15 protein-coding genes are annotated in these 16,835 nt (G+C 64.9%); 4 read left to right on the top strand and 11 right to left on the bottom strand.

Annotated features, from left to right (window positions below):
- Positions 1-4: 4 nt before the first annotated feature.
- From D9M09_RS23280 to D9M09_RS23240, 9 genes are all read right to left on the bottom strand, one after another.
- The gene (locus D9M09_RS23280) at positions 5-487 is read right to left on the bottom strand and encodes a type II secretion system protein (protein WP_071654440.1); all 483 of its coding nucleotides are present in this window, start codon (positions 485-487) and stop codon (positions 5-7) included.
- Positions 484-2,376 (bottom strand): secretin and TonB N-terminal domain-containing protein, encoded by a 1,893-nt coding sequence (locus D9M09_RS23275; protein ID WP_240453453.1) that lies wholly within the window; start codon positions 2,374-2,376, stop codon positions 484-486. The genes D9M09_RS23280 and D9M09_RS23275 overlap by 4 nt, the downstream gene beginning before the upstream one ends.
- Positions 2,373-2,912 (bottom strand): hypothetical protein, encoded by a 540-nt coding sequence (locus tag D9M09_RS23270; RefSeq protein ID WP_070224261.1) that lies wholly within the window; start codon positions 2,910-2,912, stop codon positions 2,373-2,375. The genes D9M09_RS23275 and D9M09_RS23270 overlap by 4 nt, the downstream gene beginning before the upstream one ends.
- Positions 2,909-3,490 carry a type 4a pilus biogenesis protein PilO gene (pilO, locus tag D9M09_RS23265; protein WP_240453452.1) on the bottom strand — a complete coding sequence of 194 codons (582 nt, stop codon included), beginning with the start codon at positions 3,488-3,490 and terminating at the stop codon, positions 2,909-2,911. Before pilO ends, D9M09_RS23270 begins: the two co-directional genes overlap by 4 nt.
- A gap of 26 nt (positions 3,491-3,516) precedes the next feature.
- Positions 3,517-4,065: a hypothetical protein gene (locus tag D9M09_RS23260; RefSeq protein WP_121670495.1), complete on the bottom strand. Its 549-nt coding sequence runs from the start codon at positions 4,063-4,065 to the stop codon at positions 3,517-3,519.
- The gene (locus D9M09_RS23255; protein WP_162995780.1) at positions 4,056-4,844 is read right to left on the bottom strand and encodes a hypothetical protein; all 789 of its coding nucleotides are present in this window, start codon (positions 4,842-4,844) and stop codon (positions 4,056-4,058) included. The genes D9M09_RS23260 and D9M09_RS23255 overlap by 10 nt, the downstream gene beginning before the upstream one ends.
- Positions 4,831-6,528, bottom strand: a complete 1,698-nt coding sequence (locus D9M09_RS23250) for a GspE/PulE family protein (RefSeq protein WP_121670493.1) — start codon at positions 6,526-6,528, stop codon at positions 4,831-4,833. Before D9M09_RS23250 ends, D9M09_RS23255 begins: the two co-directional genes overlap by 14 nt.
- Positions 6,529-6,552: 24 nt before the next feature.
- The gene (locus D9M09_RS23245) at positions 6,553-7,746 is read right to left on the bottom strand and encodes a type II secretion system F family protein (RefSeq protein WP_121670492.1); all 1,194 of its coding nucleotides are present in this window, start codon (positions 7,744-7,746) and stop codon (positions 6,553-6,555) included.
- 242 nt (positions 7,747-7,988) lie between these two features.
- Positions 7,989-10,520 (bottom strand): M4 family metallopeptidase, encoded by a 2,532-nt coding sequence (locus tag D9M09_RS23240; protein WP_121670491.1) that lies wholly within the window; start codon positions 10,518-10,520, stop codon positions 7,989-7,991.
- Positions 10,521-11,194: 674 nt separating this feature from the next.
- On the opposite strand from D9M09_RS23240, the gene D9M09_RS23235 reads away from it, so the two are divergent.
- Complete coding sequence (locus tag D9M09_RS23235) at positions 11,195-11,851, top strand: hypothetical protein (protein ID WP_070224268.1); 657 nt, start codon at positions 11,195-11,197, stop codon at positions 11,849-11,851.
- Between the two features lie 92 nt (positions 11,852-11,943).
- On the top strand, positions 11,944-12,912 hold the full coding sequence (locus D9M09_RS23230) for an IS1595 family transposase (RefSeq protein ID WP_121670490.1): 969 nt from the start codon (positions 11,944-11,946) through the stop codon (positions 12,910-12,912).
- A 59-nt stretch (positions 12,913-12,971) separates the two neighbouring features.
- Here D9M09_RS23230 and argH read toward each other — a convergent pair whose 3' ends face one another.
- Complete coding sequence (gene argH, locus D9M09_RS23225; RefSeq protein WP_070288641.1) at positions 12,972-14,369, bottom strand: argininosuccinate lyase; 1,398 nt, start codon at positions 14,367-14,369, stop codon at positions 12,972-12,974.
- Between the two features lie 265 nt (positions 14,370-14,634).
- Between argH and D9M09_RS23220 the strand changes: the two genes are divergently transcribed.
- Both D9M09_RS23220 and D9M09_RS23215 read left to right on the top strand, forming a co-directional pair.
- The gene (locus D9M09_RS23220) at positions 14,635-14,832 is read left to right on the top strand and encodes a hypothetical protein (protein WP_070288640.1); all 198 of its coding nucleotides are present in this window, start codon (positions 14,635-14,637) and stop codon (positions 14,830-14,832) included.
- A 164-nt stretch (positions 14,833-14,996) separates the two neighbouring features.
- Positions 14,997-15,422: a GNAT family N-acetyltransferase gene (locus D9M09_RS23215; RefSeq protein ID WP_070311750.1), complete on the top strand. Its 426-nt coding sequence runs from the start codon at positions 14,997-14,999 to the stop codon at positions 15,420-15,422.
- 24 nt (positions 15,423-15,446) lie between these two features.
- Here the strand turns inward: D9M09_RS23215 and D9M09_RS23210 are convergent, their stop codons facing one another.
- Entirely contained in the window at positions 15,447-16,835 is a 1,389-nt protein-coding gene (locus tag D9M09_RS23210; protein WP_162995779.1) for a YfcC family protein, read from the bottom strand.

The following is a 16,835-nucleotide window of genomic DNA, read 5'->3' as shown; positions in this document are numbered from 1 at the left end:
GCGGTCACCATTGATTGAGCGGCACGCCGTTCAGGCCCACCTTGGTCGAGCGCGAGGCGACGTCGAACACGTCTTCGCCTTCGCTGGGATTGTCGGGCGGCGAGGCATAGGCGCGCTTGCTCCAGCTGTCGGCCGCGCTGCCGGCTTCCCTGGGCTGGAACGGGTCGCGCGGCAAGCGGCGCAAAAAGTAGATGTTCTGCTTCGACGGGCTGCGCTGGTCGGGCACGCCCTCAACCAGTTCCTCGAGTTTTTTCGGATAGCCGGAAGCGCCCAGCGACAGCTTGATGCGGCCATTGTCCGAAGCGCGCTTGTAGGCATCGATTGCTTCGCGCATCTCGATCAGGGCGCTGCGCAATTGCTGCTCCTTGGCCCGTTGCAAGGCCACCTGCGCCATCGGCACGGCCACCGTGGCCAAGGTCGCCATGATGGCCAGGGTGATCATCAGTTCGATGAAGGTAAAGCCCCGCTCTTTCACTGGCCACCTCACTGGCCACCTTTGCCGGACTTGTCGCCTGCCGCGGGCGCCTCGTCGCCGCCCGTCATGGGCGAGCCGGCGCGCGCAGGGGCTTGCTCGGGCGCGGCGATGGCTTCCGGCGTGCCGCCCACGCTGGCGCGCCCGCCCACGGACGCCTCGGTGCCCGAGTTGAATTCGGCCGTCATCAGGTCCGGGCGGCGGATGCTGCGCAGCAGGCGCGGCGTGATCGACAGCACGATCTCGCTGCGCATGGCGTCATCCTTCTGGCTGCCGAACAGGCGGTTCAGCACGGGCAGTTCGCCCACGCCGGGTACCTTGTTGGCCGTGCCCCGGTCTTCGTCGCTGATCAGGCCCGCCAGCACCTGCGTCTCGCCATCTTTCAAACGCAACACGGTCGAGGCGCTGCGCGTGCCGATCTGGTAAGCCTGCGTGCCCGTTTTGCTGATCACTTCCTTGACGACGTTCGATACTTCCAGGTTGATCTTGATGGCCACTTCGTCGTCCAGGTAGACGTTCGGTTCCACGTCGAGTTTCAGGCCCACGTCGATGTAGTTGACGCTGTCGGAACTGACGCCGTTATTCGTCGTGACGGTAATGACGGGCACGCGGTCGCCGATGAGGATCTTCGCCTTTTCCTTGTTGCGCACGCGGATGCGCGGGTTCGCCAGGATATTGCTGTCGCTGTCCGTCTTGTTGGCGTTGAGGGTGACGCCGCCGATGCCCAGGTTGATATTGTCGCCATTGATGCGGTGCAGGTCCGCCACCTTCAGGCCGCCCAGGCCTCCCGTGCTGCCTGCGACGCCGGCCAGGGTCAGGCTGGCCTGGTCGGGCCAGCGCACGCCCAGTTCCATCAGGCGCGTGCGCTTGACTTCCAGCACCTCGACTTCCAGCATCACTTCCGGGTCGGCCAGGTCCTGCACGTTGATGATGCGCTCGGCCATGCGCACCATTTCCGGCGTATCGCGCAGCATGATGATGCCCAGGCGCTCGTCGGTGACGACATCCTTGGCCTTGAGCAGGGTCTTGATGGAGAACGCCACCGTCTTGACGTCCGCATTGGCGAGGAAAAAAGTGCGTACCACCAGCTGCTGGTAATCCTTTACCTTTTGCGGCGTGTTCGGGTAGATCGTGATCGACTTGTCGCTGGTGACGCTTTGCTCGAGCTGGTTCGCGCCCAGCAGCATGGCGATCGCTTCCTCGATGCTGGTGTCGCGCACGGAAATGGTGGCGCGCAGGGCGGGATCGACTTCCTTGTCGAAGACGAAGTTCAGGCCCGACACCTTGCTGAGAAGATCGAACACGGAGCGCAGGGGCGCGTCGCGAAACTCGAGCGTCACGGGTTTGCGGTAGGCAGCCGCCAGCTTGCCGCCGGCCGGACGGCTTTTGGCCAGCTCGTCGCCGATGCGGCCTTTCAGGGCCAGCGCCTCGCGCTGCGCGGGACGTTCCTGCAGCACCTGGCGCAAGGCTTCCTGCGCCTGCGCGACATTCGCTTCGCCGCCGCGCTGGTAGCTGGACTGCGCCTCCTGCACCAGCTTGCGGTGCCGTTCATCCTGCGCCACGCCGGCCAGGCCCCGCTGCGCCACGTCGTTGCTGGCGTCCAGCGCCAGCGCCTGCTGGTACAGCGCTTGCGCTTCGGGCAGCTTGCCCTGCTGGCGCAGCGCCTCGGCGCGGCCATTGAGGTTGTTCAGCGCGCGCATCCTGCCGTTGGTGACGGCGATGCGGTACTTGGCGTTGGTCGGTTCGGCCTGCGCCGCCTGTTCCAGCAGGGCCAGGCCCTGTTCCGTGCGGCCGGCGCCCAGCATGGCCTGGCCGTCGGTATAGGCCTGGTTGCCGGCGCAGGCGGCCAGCAGGGACAGCATCGGCAGCAGGGTAATGCCAGTACGTGGTGTGCGTCGTTTCAATTGATATCCCCTACGGCGAGTGTCTGTTTCAGGTTGAGCGGCAGATAGGTAAATTGCAGGGCGCCCTGCACCACGCCGTCGAAGCGGTAGCGCTCTTCGAGCGTGTCGCCGGGCCGCGCCACCACGTTGCGTTCGCCCGCCTGCAGGAAATAGGCGGCCTTGCCTTCGTCGACGAAACGGCCAAGGAACTGGAAGGGCAAAGGCGGCGGTGCGTTCGCATCGACGGCGGCGACAGTGCGCGTGGCCTGCGCCGCCTGCTGGTCGAGCATGATCTTTTTCGGCGTCTCCGGCTGCCAGCTTTGCTTGGCGAACAGGGTGGCCGCTTCTTCGTCATCGAGGCCCCGGCGCGGTTCGATGGCCAGCGCGCGATTGGCTGGCGCAGCGGCAGTGGCGACGACGAGGGGCGCGACCGCCACCCGTTCCACCTGGCGCGGCGTGGCAGTGGCCGGCCCCACGATGCTGCCTTCGTCCTCCGGGGCGAAGAGGGCGGCCAGCAAGGTCGCCACGGCGGCGCCCCCCAGTACGGCTTTTTTCATCGGCGCGCCTCCGGCTTCTTGACCAGCAGGATGAACTGGATGCGTGCATCGATCTCGCCCGCTTCGATCTGCTCGCGCTTGAACAGCACGGAGTCGAGCGTCAGCGTGGGCAACGCCTGCAGGGCGTCGACGATAAAGGTTTGCAGCTGCGCGTATTCGGCCTTCACGGGCAAGGTGATCTGGTAGCGCAAAAAGGCCGTGTTGCCGTCTTCCTGCGGCTTGTAGTCGGCCTTGGCCAGGGTGACGCCGCTCTTTTGCGCCACTTCCAGCAAGGCCTTCAGCTGCTCGGGAATGCTGTCGTGCGCGGGCAGGTAGGCGTGAAAGGCGGCCAGGCTGTCCGCATCGGCGTCGAGCGTGACGGGCGCCGGCGGCAGCGCCGCCTGTTTCGCCATCACGGCCAGCTGCGCGCGCAATGGCTGCTGGCGTCCGGCCAGCGCCTCGCCCTGCTGCACGGCGACGGCGGCCAGCGCCAGGCAGGCCGCACCGATGGCGCTGGGCCAGCCCAGGGCACGCCATAGACGCGCCGTTTCCCACGCCACGCGCGGCGGCATATGCAAGTGGAGGCGTGCGCGGGCCACGGGTGTGCCGGCTTTTAACACAGGTTTTATTGCCGCCATTGCGCCTCCAGCTGAAAACGGTAAGGGTGTTCGGGGGCGTTCGCGTGACTGTTCATCTCGTGCTTGAGCAGATACACGGAGCTGAACATGGGCTGCTGGTTCAGGAAGGCCAGGTAGTTGAGCATGTCCTGCGGGGTTTCCGCCTCGGCGGCGATTTTCAGCACGCTGGCGCCATCCTGTCCCTGCTGCGCATTCAGGTCCAGCCCCAGGAGGGCCACGCGCACGTCGCGCGGCGCCTGCACCGTCCTGACCAGGCGCGTGACGGGCAGGTTGAGCTGGCGCACGGCGGCGGCCACCTGTTTCAGTTCGAGGTCGCGCTCGCGCTGCTGGCTTGCCGAGAGCGGAGCACGCACGGGACGCGCGGGCTGCAGCTGCGCCAACTGCGCCTCCAGGCGCCGCGTTTCCTGCGCCTGCACCAGCCAGTACACGGCGGCCGGCAGCAGCATCAAGCCGCCCGCCAGGCACAGGGCCAGGCGCCAGCCCTTGAACGTCTGCGCGGCGCCGGGCGGCAGGAATTCCAGGCGGCTCAGGCCCATGCGGCCTCCCGCATCAGGTGGGCGGCGCCGGCCACGGCGATGGGCACGAAGCGTTCTGGCACGTTCGCCTGCGGCACGCCGCTCAAGTCGATCAGGGCCACGTGTTCGATGGCGTCGAGCTGCGGCGCGCGCAAGTTCCAGCGCCGCCATGCCCGGTCCAGTTCGTCGCCCCAGGCTGCGGCGCAGGACTGGCTGTGCAGGGCCGTGATGCGTCCGCCGCCCGTCGTTGCCAGCAGCAGCCGTCCCGCTTCCACCAGGGCGAAGGCGGCGGGTTTTCCCCCGGCGATGCTGCGCCAGGCCGGCCCGGCGATCGGTTCGATGGACAGGCAGCGCCGGCCATGTGCGGCGGCCGCGTCCTGCACGCCTTGCAGCAGGGCCGCATCGATGCCGCAGGCCAGGCGCGGCGTGCCGTATGGAGCGTCGTCGGCGACCAGGCGCCAGGCGCGCGCCCCCTCGCCATACACGGCGCCGAACTGGCTGTGCAGGAAGCGCTGGGCGCTGCTCCGGTCGAGCAAGGCACCGCTCCACGGTACCATCAGCATGGCGCACCAGCGGCTGGCCAGGCTGACGGCCAGCGGCATTTTTTTGCCGCCATCGTGTTCGAGCCAGCCGCGCAGGGCGGCCAGCGCGACTTCCCAGCTGGCGTCGGGATTCGCAATGGGCAGGTGGAAGGCGCTGTCGGGCAAGGGGCGGCCGGCGCGGCGCAGCACGCCGTGCAGCCCGTGCGGGGCCAGGTGCAGGCACACGGTGGCGCGGGTAAGGCGTTCAATAAGTGACACGATTGAGCTCCGCTAAAGTGGTTTCTCCGCGCCGCACCAGGTCCAGGCCCGCCTCGCGCGCCAGGCGGAAGCCGTTGCGCGCCGCCTCTTCCTTCATCTGGCTCAGGGGCGCGCGCGTGCAGATCATTTCGCGCATCGTATCGCTGAGCATCAAGACCTCGGCGACGGCCTTGCGGCCCTTGTAGCCGGTGCCGCGGCAGTGGCCGCAGCCCTTGCCGGCCATGAATTGCCAGTCCTGCACCTGATGCAGGGCCAGGCCGCTGTCGCGCAGCTGCTGCGCGTCGGCCAGCACCTCGGCGCTGGCGTCGATGGCGCAATGGGCGCAATTGAGGCGCAGCAGGCGCTGCGCCACGATGCCGTTCAGGGCGGCCGCAAAGCTGTAGGCATCGACGCCCATGTGCAGGAAGCGGCCGACCACATCGAACACGTTGTTCGCGTGCACGGTGGTAAATACCAGGTGGCCCGTGAGCGCCGCCTGCACGGCGATCTGCGCCGTTTCGTCGTCGCGGATTTCGCCGATCATGATCTTGTCGGGATCGTGGCGCAGGATGGAACGCAGGCCGCGCGCGAACGTCAGCCCCTTCTTTTCGTTGACGGGTATCTGCAGCACGCGCGGCAGCCGGTATTCGACGGGGTCTTCGATGGTGACGATCTTGTCGCGGCCCGTATTGATTTCCGTGATGGCCGCGTACAGCGTGGTGGTCTTGCCCGAGCCTGTGGGGCCCGTCACCAGCAGCATGCCGTGCGGCTTGGCGGCCAGGCGGCGGATCTGTTCGATGGCATCCTCGTTCAGGCCCAGGCTTTCCAGGCGCAGCGCCTGCGCCGCTTCCGTCAGCGCGCGCCGGTCGAGCAGGCGCAGCACGGCATCCTCGCCAAAGATATTGGGCATGATGGAAACGCGAAAGTCGATCTCCGCCCCTTTCACGCGCACCTTGAAGCGGCCATCCTGCGGGATGCGGCGCTCGGCGATGTCGAGGTCGGCCATGACCTTGATGCGCGAGATGATCTGTTCGGCCATCTGCAGCCCCTGCACCTGGCCCGCCTGCACCAGCACGCCGTCGACGCGGTATTTGATGACCAGGCTGGCCACGTCGCATTCGAGGTGGATGTCGCTGGCCTGGAATTTCAGGGCATCGTAGATGGTGGAGTTCACCAGTTTCACGACCGGGCTGCTGTCTTCGCTGATGCGGATGAGCGAGATGTCTTCGATGCTCTGGTCTAGGCCCGGAAGATCATCCCCATGCTGCATTTCCTGCATCGCCTGCTGCACGCTTTCCTGCTGCTGCAGGTAGGCGGCCAGGTCGTCCGGATGCGCCAGCGCCACCGTGAAGGGCGTGGACAGGGCGAAGTCGGCCCATTGCAGCAGGTCCTCGCTGAAGGGATTGCCGATGACGAGCACGGGCGGCGCGCCCGGAACGCCAGGTTGCAGCAGCACGCAGTCGCGCTGGGCGCAATCGGTGTAGGGCAGCAGGGCAAAGGCGGGCAGGGCGGCCTGCAGTTCGGCCATCGTCCAGGCCGGGTAGCGGAACAGGGCGGCCAGCTGGCGCAAAAACACTTCGGGCGGCAGGGCCGCCGTTTCCTGCAGCACGGCCATCTGCGGACGGCCCTGTTCCAGTGCACTGGCATGGGCGCGGCGCAGCATGGACGCATCGAGCACGGCCCGTTCTTCGTCGCGCGCGTTCATGGCAAGCTCCTCATGGTAAAACCGTCAAGATAAGCTCCCCGCCAGTTCAAAGATCGGCATGTACATCAGCACCACCACGCCGCCGATCACCACGCCGATGATGGTCATCAAGAGCGGCTCAAGCAGGCGTGAAGCCCAGTCCACCCAGCGGGCGAATTCCTCGTCGTGGAACTTGGCCGAGCGTTCCAGCATGTCGCCCAGGCGGCCCGTGTTCTCGCCCACCTTCAGCAGCGATTGCGCCACCGGCGTTGCCATGCCGGCCTGTTCCAGCGCGGTGGAAAACGGCATGCCTTCCTGCACCGCGCGGCGCGCCTGCGTCAGCTGCTCCTGCTGCGCCGGCAGCAGCATGGGGCCGACCATGGCCAGCGCCCTGTGCAGCGGGATGCCCGCGTGCAGCAGCAGGCTCAGGGCGCGGTAGAAGCGCGCCAGGCGGAATTCGGCCGCCTTCCCGGCCAGCACGGGCAGGCGCAGCAGGCGCAAGACCAGGGCCTGGCGCGCGCCGGCATTGGCGATGCCGAAGACCACGGCGCCGACGGCGGCGGCCAGCGCGCCGGCGCACAGCAGCGGATGCGCGGCCAGGGTCTGACCAAAACCGAGCAGCATCTGCGACATCCAGGGAATTTCGCGGCCCGAGCTTTCGTAGACGACGCTGAATTTGGGCACCACATAGCCGAGCAGGAACAGGGTCACCAGGCCGCCGACGACGAGCAGCATGCACGGGTAGATGGCGGCGGAAATGAGTTTTTTGCGGATGGCGTCGAACTGCAGCTGGTAGGCGACGAAGCGCGCCAGCGCCTCGGGCAGGTTGCCCGAGCGTTCGGCCGCGTGCACGGTGGCGATGTAAATGTCGGGGAAGATATCGGGGAAATCGGCCAGGGTGTCGGAGAAGCTTTGCCCCTGCTGCAGGGTGAGCACGATGGCGGCCAGGGTGCTCCTCGCGCCCGGGCGCGTTTCCTTGTTGTGGAGGGTGGCCATGGCCTCGCCCAGGTTCAGGCCCGCTTCGAGAAGGGCCAGCAGCTCCTGGCTGAATTGCAGCAGGGGCAAGCCTTGTTTGCCGGGGCGCAGCGCGGCGCCCGCGTCCGGCGCGGCGCCGTCATCGACGGCCAGCACGCGCCAGCCGCCGCGCACGGCCGCGCGGATCGCCTCGGCCTCGCTGGCGGCGTCGATGGCCAGCGCCTGGCTGCCCGCCGGGCCCTGCACCTGGAGGTGGAACTGCATGGCCGGCTCAGGCGAGCATGGTGGCAGGCGTAAAAATGGACAAGCTGGAATGGGGGAAAGCGCGTGCGGACAAGGTCGAAGTAGGCATCGGTCAGGAACCATCCAAAAAAGTTCAATTCGTCGCGGGTACCGGCAGCAGGCAAGATGCAATCACTGCCTCAGGGTAGACTGGAATTGCCAGGAAATCAATCGTGCTGTGCGGGCAAGCCTCGTTTCGATGACTTGCCCGCATGTTCAGCCGCTTACTGGGTAACCAGGCTGACCTTGTCGATCACGAACGAGGTTTGCAGCGACGCGTCCTCGGTGGCGGCGAACGAGATCTGCACGGTCTGGCCCTTGTAGGCGATCAGGTCGAAAGTGCGGATCTGGTAGCCGGCCGCCTTGTTCACGTTCGAGTACGAGGCCAGGGTGCCCAGCACCGTGCCGGCGCTGTTCTTCACGGTGACGACCAGCTTGTCGTACACGGTATTGCCCGTTTCCGCCGTGTCGATATGCAGCGCGAAGCTCAGGCTGGCGGACGTGGCGGCGGCCGGAATGGCCACGCTTTGCGTCAGCGATTCGCTGGCCGTGACGCCATTGCCGCCCAGCCAGGCGTACTGCGTGCCTTCGTACGCGGTTTGCCCCGTAAACGTGCCGATGGCGCCCGTGGTGCCGCTCCAGCCCGTGGCGCCGGCCTCGAAGCCGCCGTTCGTCACTCTTTCGGTGGCGCTGCTGGTGCCCACCGTCAGCGTAGCGTTGTTCGACGTGGCCGTCACGGCGGGCGACGAGGAATCCGTCACCGTGGCCTTGAACACGGCGCCGCTGTCGGCCGCCACGGCCGTGAAGCTGTAGGCCGGCGACGTGGCGCCGCTGATCACGGCGCCGTTGCGGTACCACTTGTAGGTGTACGGCGCCGTGCCGCCGCCCGCGCCCACGGCGAACGAGGCGGTGGCGCCCGGTGCGACGGTGATGCTGGCCGGCTGGCTGGTGATGGTCACCGCGCCGCCCGTCGTCGATTCATCGACGTCGGTACCCACGTTGATGGCCGCATACGCGCGCTTGACGGCGATCGATTCCGCGCTGCCCACGCCATACAGTTCCTCGGCTGCCTGCAGCACCTTGTTGCGCGCGTCGGCGTAGTTGGTCGACGAGGTGAACTTGGTGGTGGCGGCCTTGAACCAGATGCGGTAAGCCTTGTCGCTGCCGATACCGGTCATTGCCAGCGGGCTTTTGTTCAGGTAGGAGCTGTAGTAATCGCTGCTGGACGTGGAGTTCGAGCCTTGCGACAGGAAGTAGAACATGCGGTTGTTCGGACCGCTGCTGTAGTGGACGTCGAGGTTCTTGATGGTGCTGCTCCACGCATTCGGGCTGCTGCCATCCTTGCTCGGCTTGTACAGCCAGCGCAGCGGCTGGCCGTTCTTGGCGATCTCCTTGCCCGTCATCCAATCGTTGCCCGTGTTCGGAATCGTGGTGCCCGTGCCGCCGGCGCGCGCATACGCTTCCACCATCTCGCCGGCGATGTCCGAGCTCGATTCGTTCAAGCCGCCCGACTCCTGCGAGTAGATCAGGCCCGAGGTGGCGTCCGTGATGCCGTGACCCATCTCATGGCCGATCACGTCGATGGAGCCGAGGTTGTTGAACGCGCTGCCGCCGTCGCCGATGTACATGCATTTGCAGTTGCTGTCGTAATAGGCGTTGTCGTAGGCCGTGTTGACATGGGCGGCGATGTGGGTGGCCGTGTTGTTGCCGTCCAGGCTGGACCAGCCCAGCACGTTCTTGTGCGTGTCGTAGGTGTTCATCAAGCCCCACATCGCATTGACGGCCGCCGTCTGACCGTTGGCGTTGGTGGTGCTGCCGCCGCTGATGTATTGCTGGCCGTCGCCCCAGGTATTGCTGGTGTTGCTGTACACGCTGCCCGAGGTGGTGCCGTGGTTGGCATTCGTGATGGCCATGCCGCCGAAGCTGCCGCCCGTGCCGCGGCTGGGGTCCTTCATGGTGTAGGTGCTGCCCGTGAGCGTGGTGTTGAGCGGCACCTGGCCGTTGTACTGGCTGTTGCCGATGCCGGCGACGGTTTTCAGGGCTTTCCATTGACGCAGGATGCGGCCATCCCGGGCGCTGACGATGGTGTCGTAGTAGACGGGCTTGCTGCCGCTGATCATGCGCGTCTGCACCAGGTAGGCCAGCTCATAGTGGTCGACCACGTCCTGCACGTCGAGGGCGTTCAGCGCGGCTTCCGACTTGTTCTCGGCGCCGGCCACGCGCACGGTTTTCATCACGGGATAGATCAGCAGCTGCGCATGCGGCGGCACATGGTCGACGGCCGGCACGCCGATGCTTTTTACGGCAGCGGCAATGGCGGCGGCGGCGCTGACGGCCGGCGTGGTGTCGATATCGGTGGTGGCGCTGCGGGTGACGGAATTGACGCCGCCGCTGCCGAGGCCCGACGCGCGGTCCGACATGGATTCGCTGACGATGTCGCCGGCGCTGTTGCTGACCACCACCGTCTCGGAACCGAAGACGGGCAAGCCCTTGTAGGTGTGCTGTACGCGGCTCACGCGCGTGCCGCTGACGCCCGGATGCTGGGCGCCGACGGCAAAGCCATGCTCGGTATTCAGACCGCGGCTGCGTGCCTGCGCGGCCAGCTTGTTGACCAGGCTGGCGGTCTCTTGTGGAGAAGCCAGGGCGACCGGCGCGGCCATCAGGGTCTGTGGCAGCGGGGTGGCGGCATCGGCCGTGGTGGCCATCAGCGGCAGGGCGGCGATGGATGCGGCAACTATCGTCAAACGTAAATTCATTTCTGCTCCATGGTATCGGTTAAGGAAATGGTGAATGAGCTGGCCGCGATGCCTGATGGCCACCCCGGCGCGCCTGGCGGTGGGCGGATAGCCTGCCGTTTTGTGGTGGCATGACGCCGGGTAGGGGGACACTAAACTTGTCGAGATCGCCATGTCAAAAAATTCAAGAAATGGGTCATCAGGCGATTTTTTGTTAAGAATTGAACATTTATCGGCATCGCATCGTTGGAAAGTTTGATCTACCACAAGCTGCAACTTTTGTTTTGGACTACTACCCCTATTGGCGCGCTCTGTTGGAAAAACACTGTTGCCTTTTCTAAATGTTGCGATCTACACTAGCTCTTCGCATTGCCCCCCAGCGGAGCACGCGAAGACAAAAAAAGCGCACGCGGCAATGACCGCGTCCAGATACAGCGCATCGGGAAAAAAATCGGGAGTTTCACATGACGTCAGTTCTGTTTTCTGCTGTTGGTTTCAGCCATTTCCCCTCTGGAGCGGCACTCATGCTGCATCCGCCTTCCTAGCGGCCGCCAGCCGGCTCTTCCCCCGCGAGGGGATTCTTTTCTGTAAGTCCGACCGTGCCGCCCGGCGCGGCCGCTGGCGCAGTGCATCTTTTTTTCAGGAAGGGTTGCCGGCTCCTGGTGCGTGCACCGGAATCACCGGCCCGACGAACTATGCTTTCGATAGCGACCAAAGTGGAACAGATCGTGATGGAATCGGCCTTTCTCAGCGAGGGATTGGGCCGTGGCTTGCTCAACCTGTCGGAGCTGGCGCGCCAGCTGCAGCCGCAATTGCAGACCGACTTATGGAAACCGGTGGGGCAGGCCGCCGTGGTGATGGCGCTGCGCCGCCTGGCCGAGCGGATGCCGCAGCAGAAAAACGGCGAGATCGTGCTGGCGCACCGCGCGGGCGAACTGTCCACGCGCAGCGAATTGATGGTTGTTACCTACCGCTATTCCGACCAGACGTATGCCTGCCAGCGCCAGTTGCTGGCGCTGGCAGCGCCGCAGCGGGGCACATTCATCACCATTACGCGCGGCGTCAACGAGGTGATGGTGATCTGCAGCCGTTCGCTGCACGCGCTGGTGGAGGAGGTGTTCGGTGAAGAGCAGGAACTGGCGCGCCTGGAGCGGGTGACGGCCGTGACCCTGCACCTGGCGGCTGAAACCTGCTATACGCCGGGCGTGTATCACGCCATCCTCAAGCGCCTGGCCTGGGAGCGCATCAACCTGATCAACATCATTTGCACGTATACGGAACTGACCTTGCTGCTGGAAGCGTCGCAGACGGGCGCGGCCTTTTCCGTATTGTCGAAAATCGTCGCGCAATGAAAAGGCTCTGTCCCCGTTAAGTAGGGGAAGTTCAGGAATCTTCCTGTATCCCCGCTGTCTGACTGTGCATCGCAGACAAACGGGAGCCTTTCATGCAGATAGCTCAATGGAAAACCTTCATCGCCCAGTTCGCCGCACTGAGCCGTCGCCAGCGCATGGCGGGTATCTCTCTGCTGCGAGGAAACGCACCGCAGGACGCTGCCGCGGCACTGATCGAAAGCGTGGCCCGGCAGCGGTTACACTGTCCCGCCTGCAATAGCAGTCATGCTCACCTGCATGGCCATGCGCACGGACTGCAGCGCTACCGTTGCGTGCCGTGCGGCCGCACCTTCAATGCGCTCACCGGCACGCCGCTGGCGCGCTTGCGCCATAAATCACTGTGGCTTGATTACGCCGATTGCCTGCTGGCATCAGATTCCGTGCGCAAGGCGGCGTTACAACTGGGCGTGCACCGCAACACCACCTTTCGCTGGCGCCACCGGTTTTTAAGCCTGGCCAAGACGGACCGGCCCCATTGCCTGCATGGCATCGCCGAAGCGGACGAGCTGTATGTGCTGGAGTCAGAAAAGGGCGCGCGGCATCTGACGCGTCCGGCGCGCCGCCGTGGCGGTCATGCCCGCCGGCGTGGCATTTCCAATGAGCAGGTCTGCATCCTGGTGGCGCGCGACCGCACGGGGCAGACCCTCGATTTCGTCACCAGAAAAGGAGCACTGACGAAGGCGCAAGTGCGCCATTATTTGTTGCCCATGATCGACAAGGATATCCTGTTGCTCACCGATGGCCATGCCGCCTATCGCGCCTTTGCCAAGGAAGCGGGAATCAGCCACCAGGCCGTCAATGTGCGCGCCGGCATCCGCGTGCAGGGCGCCGCCCACGTGCAGAACGTCAACGCGTATCACAGCCGCTTGCGGGCATGGCTAGGCCCCTTTCACGGCGTGGCGACGCGCTACCTGCCGAATTACCTGGGCTGGCGCTGGATACTGGACGCCGGGCGCATCCGCTCCCCGGAAACATTATTGAAGGCAACGCTGGGAGCACTCCCACATCTGATGGTGACATAGCCAATGAAAAACGCCCCGCTGCATCGCTGCAGCGGGGCGCTTGCCGGCAAGAACCGGTTTTATTTTTCCAGCTGCGTGCGCACGCGGGCGATCGCTTCGCGTACCTGGCGTGGCGCGGTGCCGCCCACGTGGTCGCGCGCGGCAACGGAGCCTTCCAGGGTCAGCACCTCGAATACGTCTTCGCCGGTCAGCGGCGAAAACGCGCGCAGCTGCTCCAAAGACAGGTCGGCCAGGTCGCAGCCGGCATCGACGCAGGCGCGCACGGCCAGGGCCACCGCTTCATGGGCGTCGCGGAACGGCAAGCCTTTCTTGACCAGATAGTCGGCCAGGTCGGTCGCCGTGGCGTAGCCTTGCAGGGCCGCCGCGCGCATCGCTTCCGGTTTCACCGTGATGCCGCCGGCCATGTCGGCGAAGATGCGCAGTGTGTCGATGACGGTATCGACGGTGTCGAACAGCGGTTCCTTGTCTTCCTGGTTGTCCTTGTTGTAGGCCAGCGGCTGGCCTTTCATCAGGGTCAAGAGGCCAATCAGGTGGCCGTAGACGCGGCCCGTCTTGCCACGCGCCAGTTCCGGCACGTCCGGGTTTTTCTTTTGCGGCATGATCGACGAGCCGGTGCAGAAGCGGTCGGCGATGTCGATGAAGCCGATGCGTGGGCTCATCCAGATCACCAGCTCTTCGGCCATGCGCGACACGTGCATCATCAGCACGGCGGAGGCGGCGCAAAATTCGATGGCGAAGTCGCGGTCCGAGACGGCGTCGAGCGAGTTGTGGCAGACGTCGTCAAAGCCCAGCGTTTTTGCCACGCGCAGGCGGTCGATGGGGAAGGTGGTGCCGGCCAGGGCGGCGGCGCCCAGCGGCAGGCGGTTGACGCGCTTGCGGCAGTCGGCCATGCGCTCGGCGTCGCGGCCGAACATTTCGACATACGCCAGCATGTGGTGGCCGAAAGTGATCGGCTGGGCCACCTGCATGTGGGTGAAGCCCGGCATGATGGTGTCGGCATGCTGCTCGGCCAGGTCCGTCAGCGCGCTGCGCAACGTCGCCAGCAGGGCGCTGATGTCGTCGATGGCGGAACGCACGTACAGGCGGATGTCGGTGGCCACCTGGTCGTTGCGCGAACGGCCCGTGTGCAAGCGCTTGCCCGCATCGCCCACCAGTTCGGTCAGGCGTTTTTCGATATTCAGGTGGACATCTTCCAGGTCCAGCAGCCATTCGAACTGGCCGGCGGCGATTTCCTGCGAAATTTGCGCCATGCCACGCTGGATTTCCGCGTAGTCGGCCGGGCTGATGATGGCTTGCGCATGCAGCATTTCCGCATGGGCCAGCGAACCTTCGATGTCGAACAGCGCCAGGCGCTTGTCAAAAAATACAGAAGCTGTGTAGCGCTTGACGAGGTCCGAGACCGGTTCGGAAAACCGGGCCGACCAGGCTTCGCCCTTTTTGGAGAATTGATCAGTCATGAAAGAAGTCCTTTAGTGTACGGCGATTATAAACAAGGTTGGCCGGCGGTAGGGCTTTTAGGGGTTTGCAGGTCGCTGAAATGGCCAGGAATGGGGCTGGCCAGCCTCAAATGCCACGCCGGGTGCCTGTTGTGCGTTTCATCGGGGCTTTTTGTATTCTGTCCCGCGAATCGTGCGTTTGGTCGCAATCCGATGGCAGTTCAGGGGCGATCGGCCTACAGTTCAATCATCGCAGCACACAACCAGCCACCCAAAGGACACCATCATGAACATCGCTAAAAACATGGAAGCCATCTTCGTTGCCATCATCGCCGTCGCTGCCGCCACCAGCCTGGCCACCGCCGCCGTGCCGAAGTTCCGCGCCGCGCCGGCCCCCATCGCCGCCAGCGCCGATCAAGCCACCATGCACACGGTGTACGTCAGCGCCAAGCGTTTGAGCGCCGAAGAAAAAGCCGCCCTGTAAGCGCGGCAGTGCCATGCAGGCAGTACAAGAAGCATCGGCAGCAAACAGCAACACCGCATCATGGACGGGCAGAACGGGCGGCGCCCCCGGTTCTATCGAGCCCTGGTGACAGCCGCAGCAAAAAGGCCGATGATCGTGTTTTCAACGATAGCAGGGCCTGCGCGATGTCACATTTGATGATCAGCACCGACAAGGCGGAACTCGACGTTCCAGCCATTCACCATTTTCTCAGCACGCAATCGACATGGGCCATCGGCATCCCGTTGGCTACCGTACAGCGCGCTATCGACCATTCGCTCTGCTTTGGCGGCACGCTGGACGGCCGTCAGGTGGCGTTTGCCCGCGTGGTCACCGACTACGCCACGTTTGCCTATCTGGTCGACGTGTATGTGCTGGAAGAATACCGCGGCCGCGGCTACAGCCAGCGCCTGATGGAGGCGGTGACGGCGCATCCCGGCTTGCAGGGCCTGCGCCGTTTCATGCTGGCCACCAGCACGGCGCATGATTTGTATGCGCGCTACGGCTTTACGGCGCCGCTCAGGCCGGAGACGCTGATGGAGCGGTATGTGCCGGATATCTACCAGCGTTGATTGCCTGAGCAGCTGGACCGGCGCTCACTGCCAGTGCATCAGGCAGGGCGGAATCAAGAGCAGCAGCGCCAGCACCAGGTAGATCAGCTGCAGCGGGATCATCCATTTGGCCCACGTGATCCAGGGCACGCGCGCCAGCGCCAGCACGCCGACGGTGATGCCGGACGTGGGGATCATCGGCGTGGTGAATTCGCCGAACTGGAAGGCCAGGATGGCCGTCTGGCGCGTCACGCCGACCAGGTCGGCCAGCGGCGCCATGATGGGCATGGTCAGCGCCGCCTGGCCGCTGCCCGAGTGGATGAAGAAGTTGATCACCGACTGCATGAAGAACATCTTTTGCGCGGCGAAGACGGGGCTCGACGAGGCCACCAGGGGCGTCAATGCATGCAGTATGGTGTCGATGATCTGCGCGTCGCGCGCCAGGATCATGGTGCCGCGCGCCAGCGCGATGACCAGCGCCACGCTGACCATGTCGCGCGCGCCCTGCACGAAGGAGGCGACCAGGCTGTCCATGTCGAGCCGGCCGACCAGGCCGACGATGATGGCCATCACCAGGAACAACGCGGCGATTTCATCGATGAACCAGTCGTACTTGACGACGCCGACGACCATCGTCAGCAAGGTCGCCATGAAGATCCACAGCACGGCGCGGTGCGTGCGCGTCATGCCGGCAAAGCTGTCCAGGTCCATCGAATGTTCGCTGCGCTTTTCGATATCGAGCAGGTAGGTCGGGCTTTTTTCCGGATGGCGCTTGATGCGCGCCGCATACCACATCAAAAACACGATGCTGACGGCAGTGGCGATGGCCCACACGATCAGGCGGTAGCCGATGCCGGAAAAGATCGGCACGCCGGCAATGCCCTGCGCAATGCCGACGTTGAACGGATTTAAAAAGGCGGCGGAAAAGCCCACCTGCGAGCCGATGAAGGGTATCGACACGCCCGTGATGGTGTCGTAGCCCAGGGCCAGGGCCAGCGGCACGAAGATCAGGATGAAGGGAATCGCTTCCTCGTTCATGCCGAAGGTGGCGCCGCCCAGCGAAAACATCGTGAAAAAGACGGGGATGATGGCGGCGCGCACGAAGCGCGAACTGGTATGGGCCTTGGCGATGGCCTTGATCAGCGAGTCGAAGGCTTCCGTTTTTTGCAGCACGGCGAAGGCGCCGCCGACGATCAGCACGAAGCCGATGATCAGGCTGGCGTCGACGAAGCCCTTGATGGGCGCCATCATCAGCGCGGCCAGTCCCTGCGGCTTGTTGGCTACGTAATGAAACGTGCCGGGGATGATCAGCTGCTTGCCGTTGACCAGCTGGGTGTCGAATTTCCCGCCCGGCACCAGCCAGGTCGCCAGGGCGATCATGGCCAGGATGGCGCACAGCAGGACGAAGGTATTGGGAAGCTTGAATGTTCTCAT

Origin of the sequence: Janthinobacterium agaricidamnosum (assembly GCF_003667705.1) — a bacterium.
In the GTDB taxonomy this organism is placed as follows: domain Bacteria; phylum Pseudomonadota; class Gammaproteobacteria; order Burkholderiales; family Burkholderiaceae_D; genus Janthinobacterium.
The sequence above is the reverse complement of the archived record's forward strand: the minus strand, read 5'-3'. Positions and strand labels throughout refer to the sequence as shown.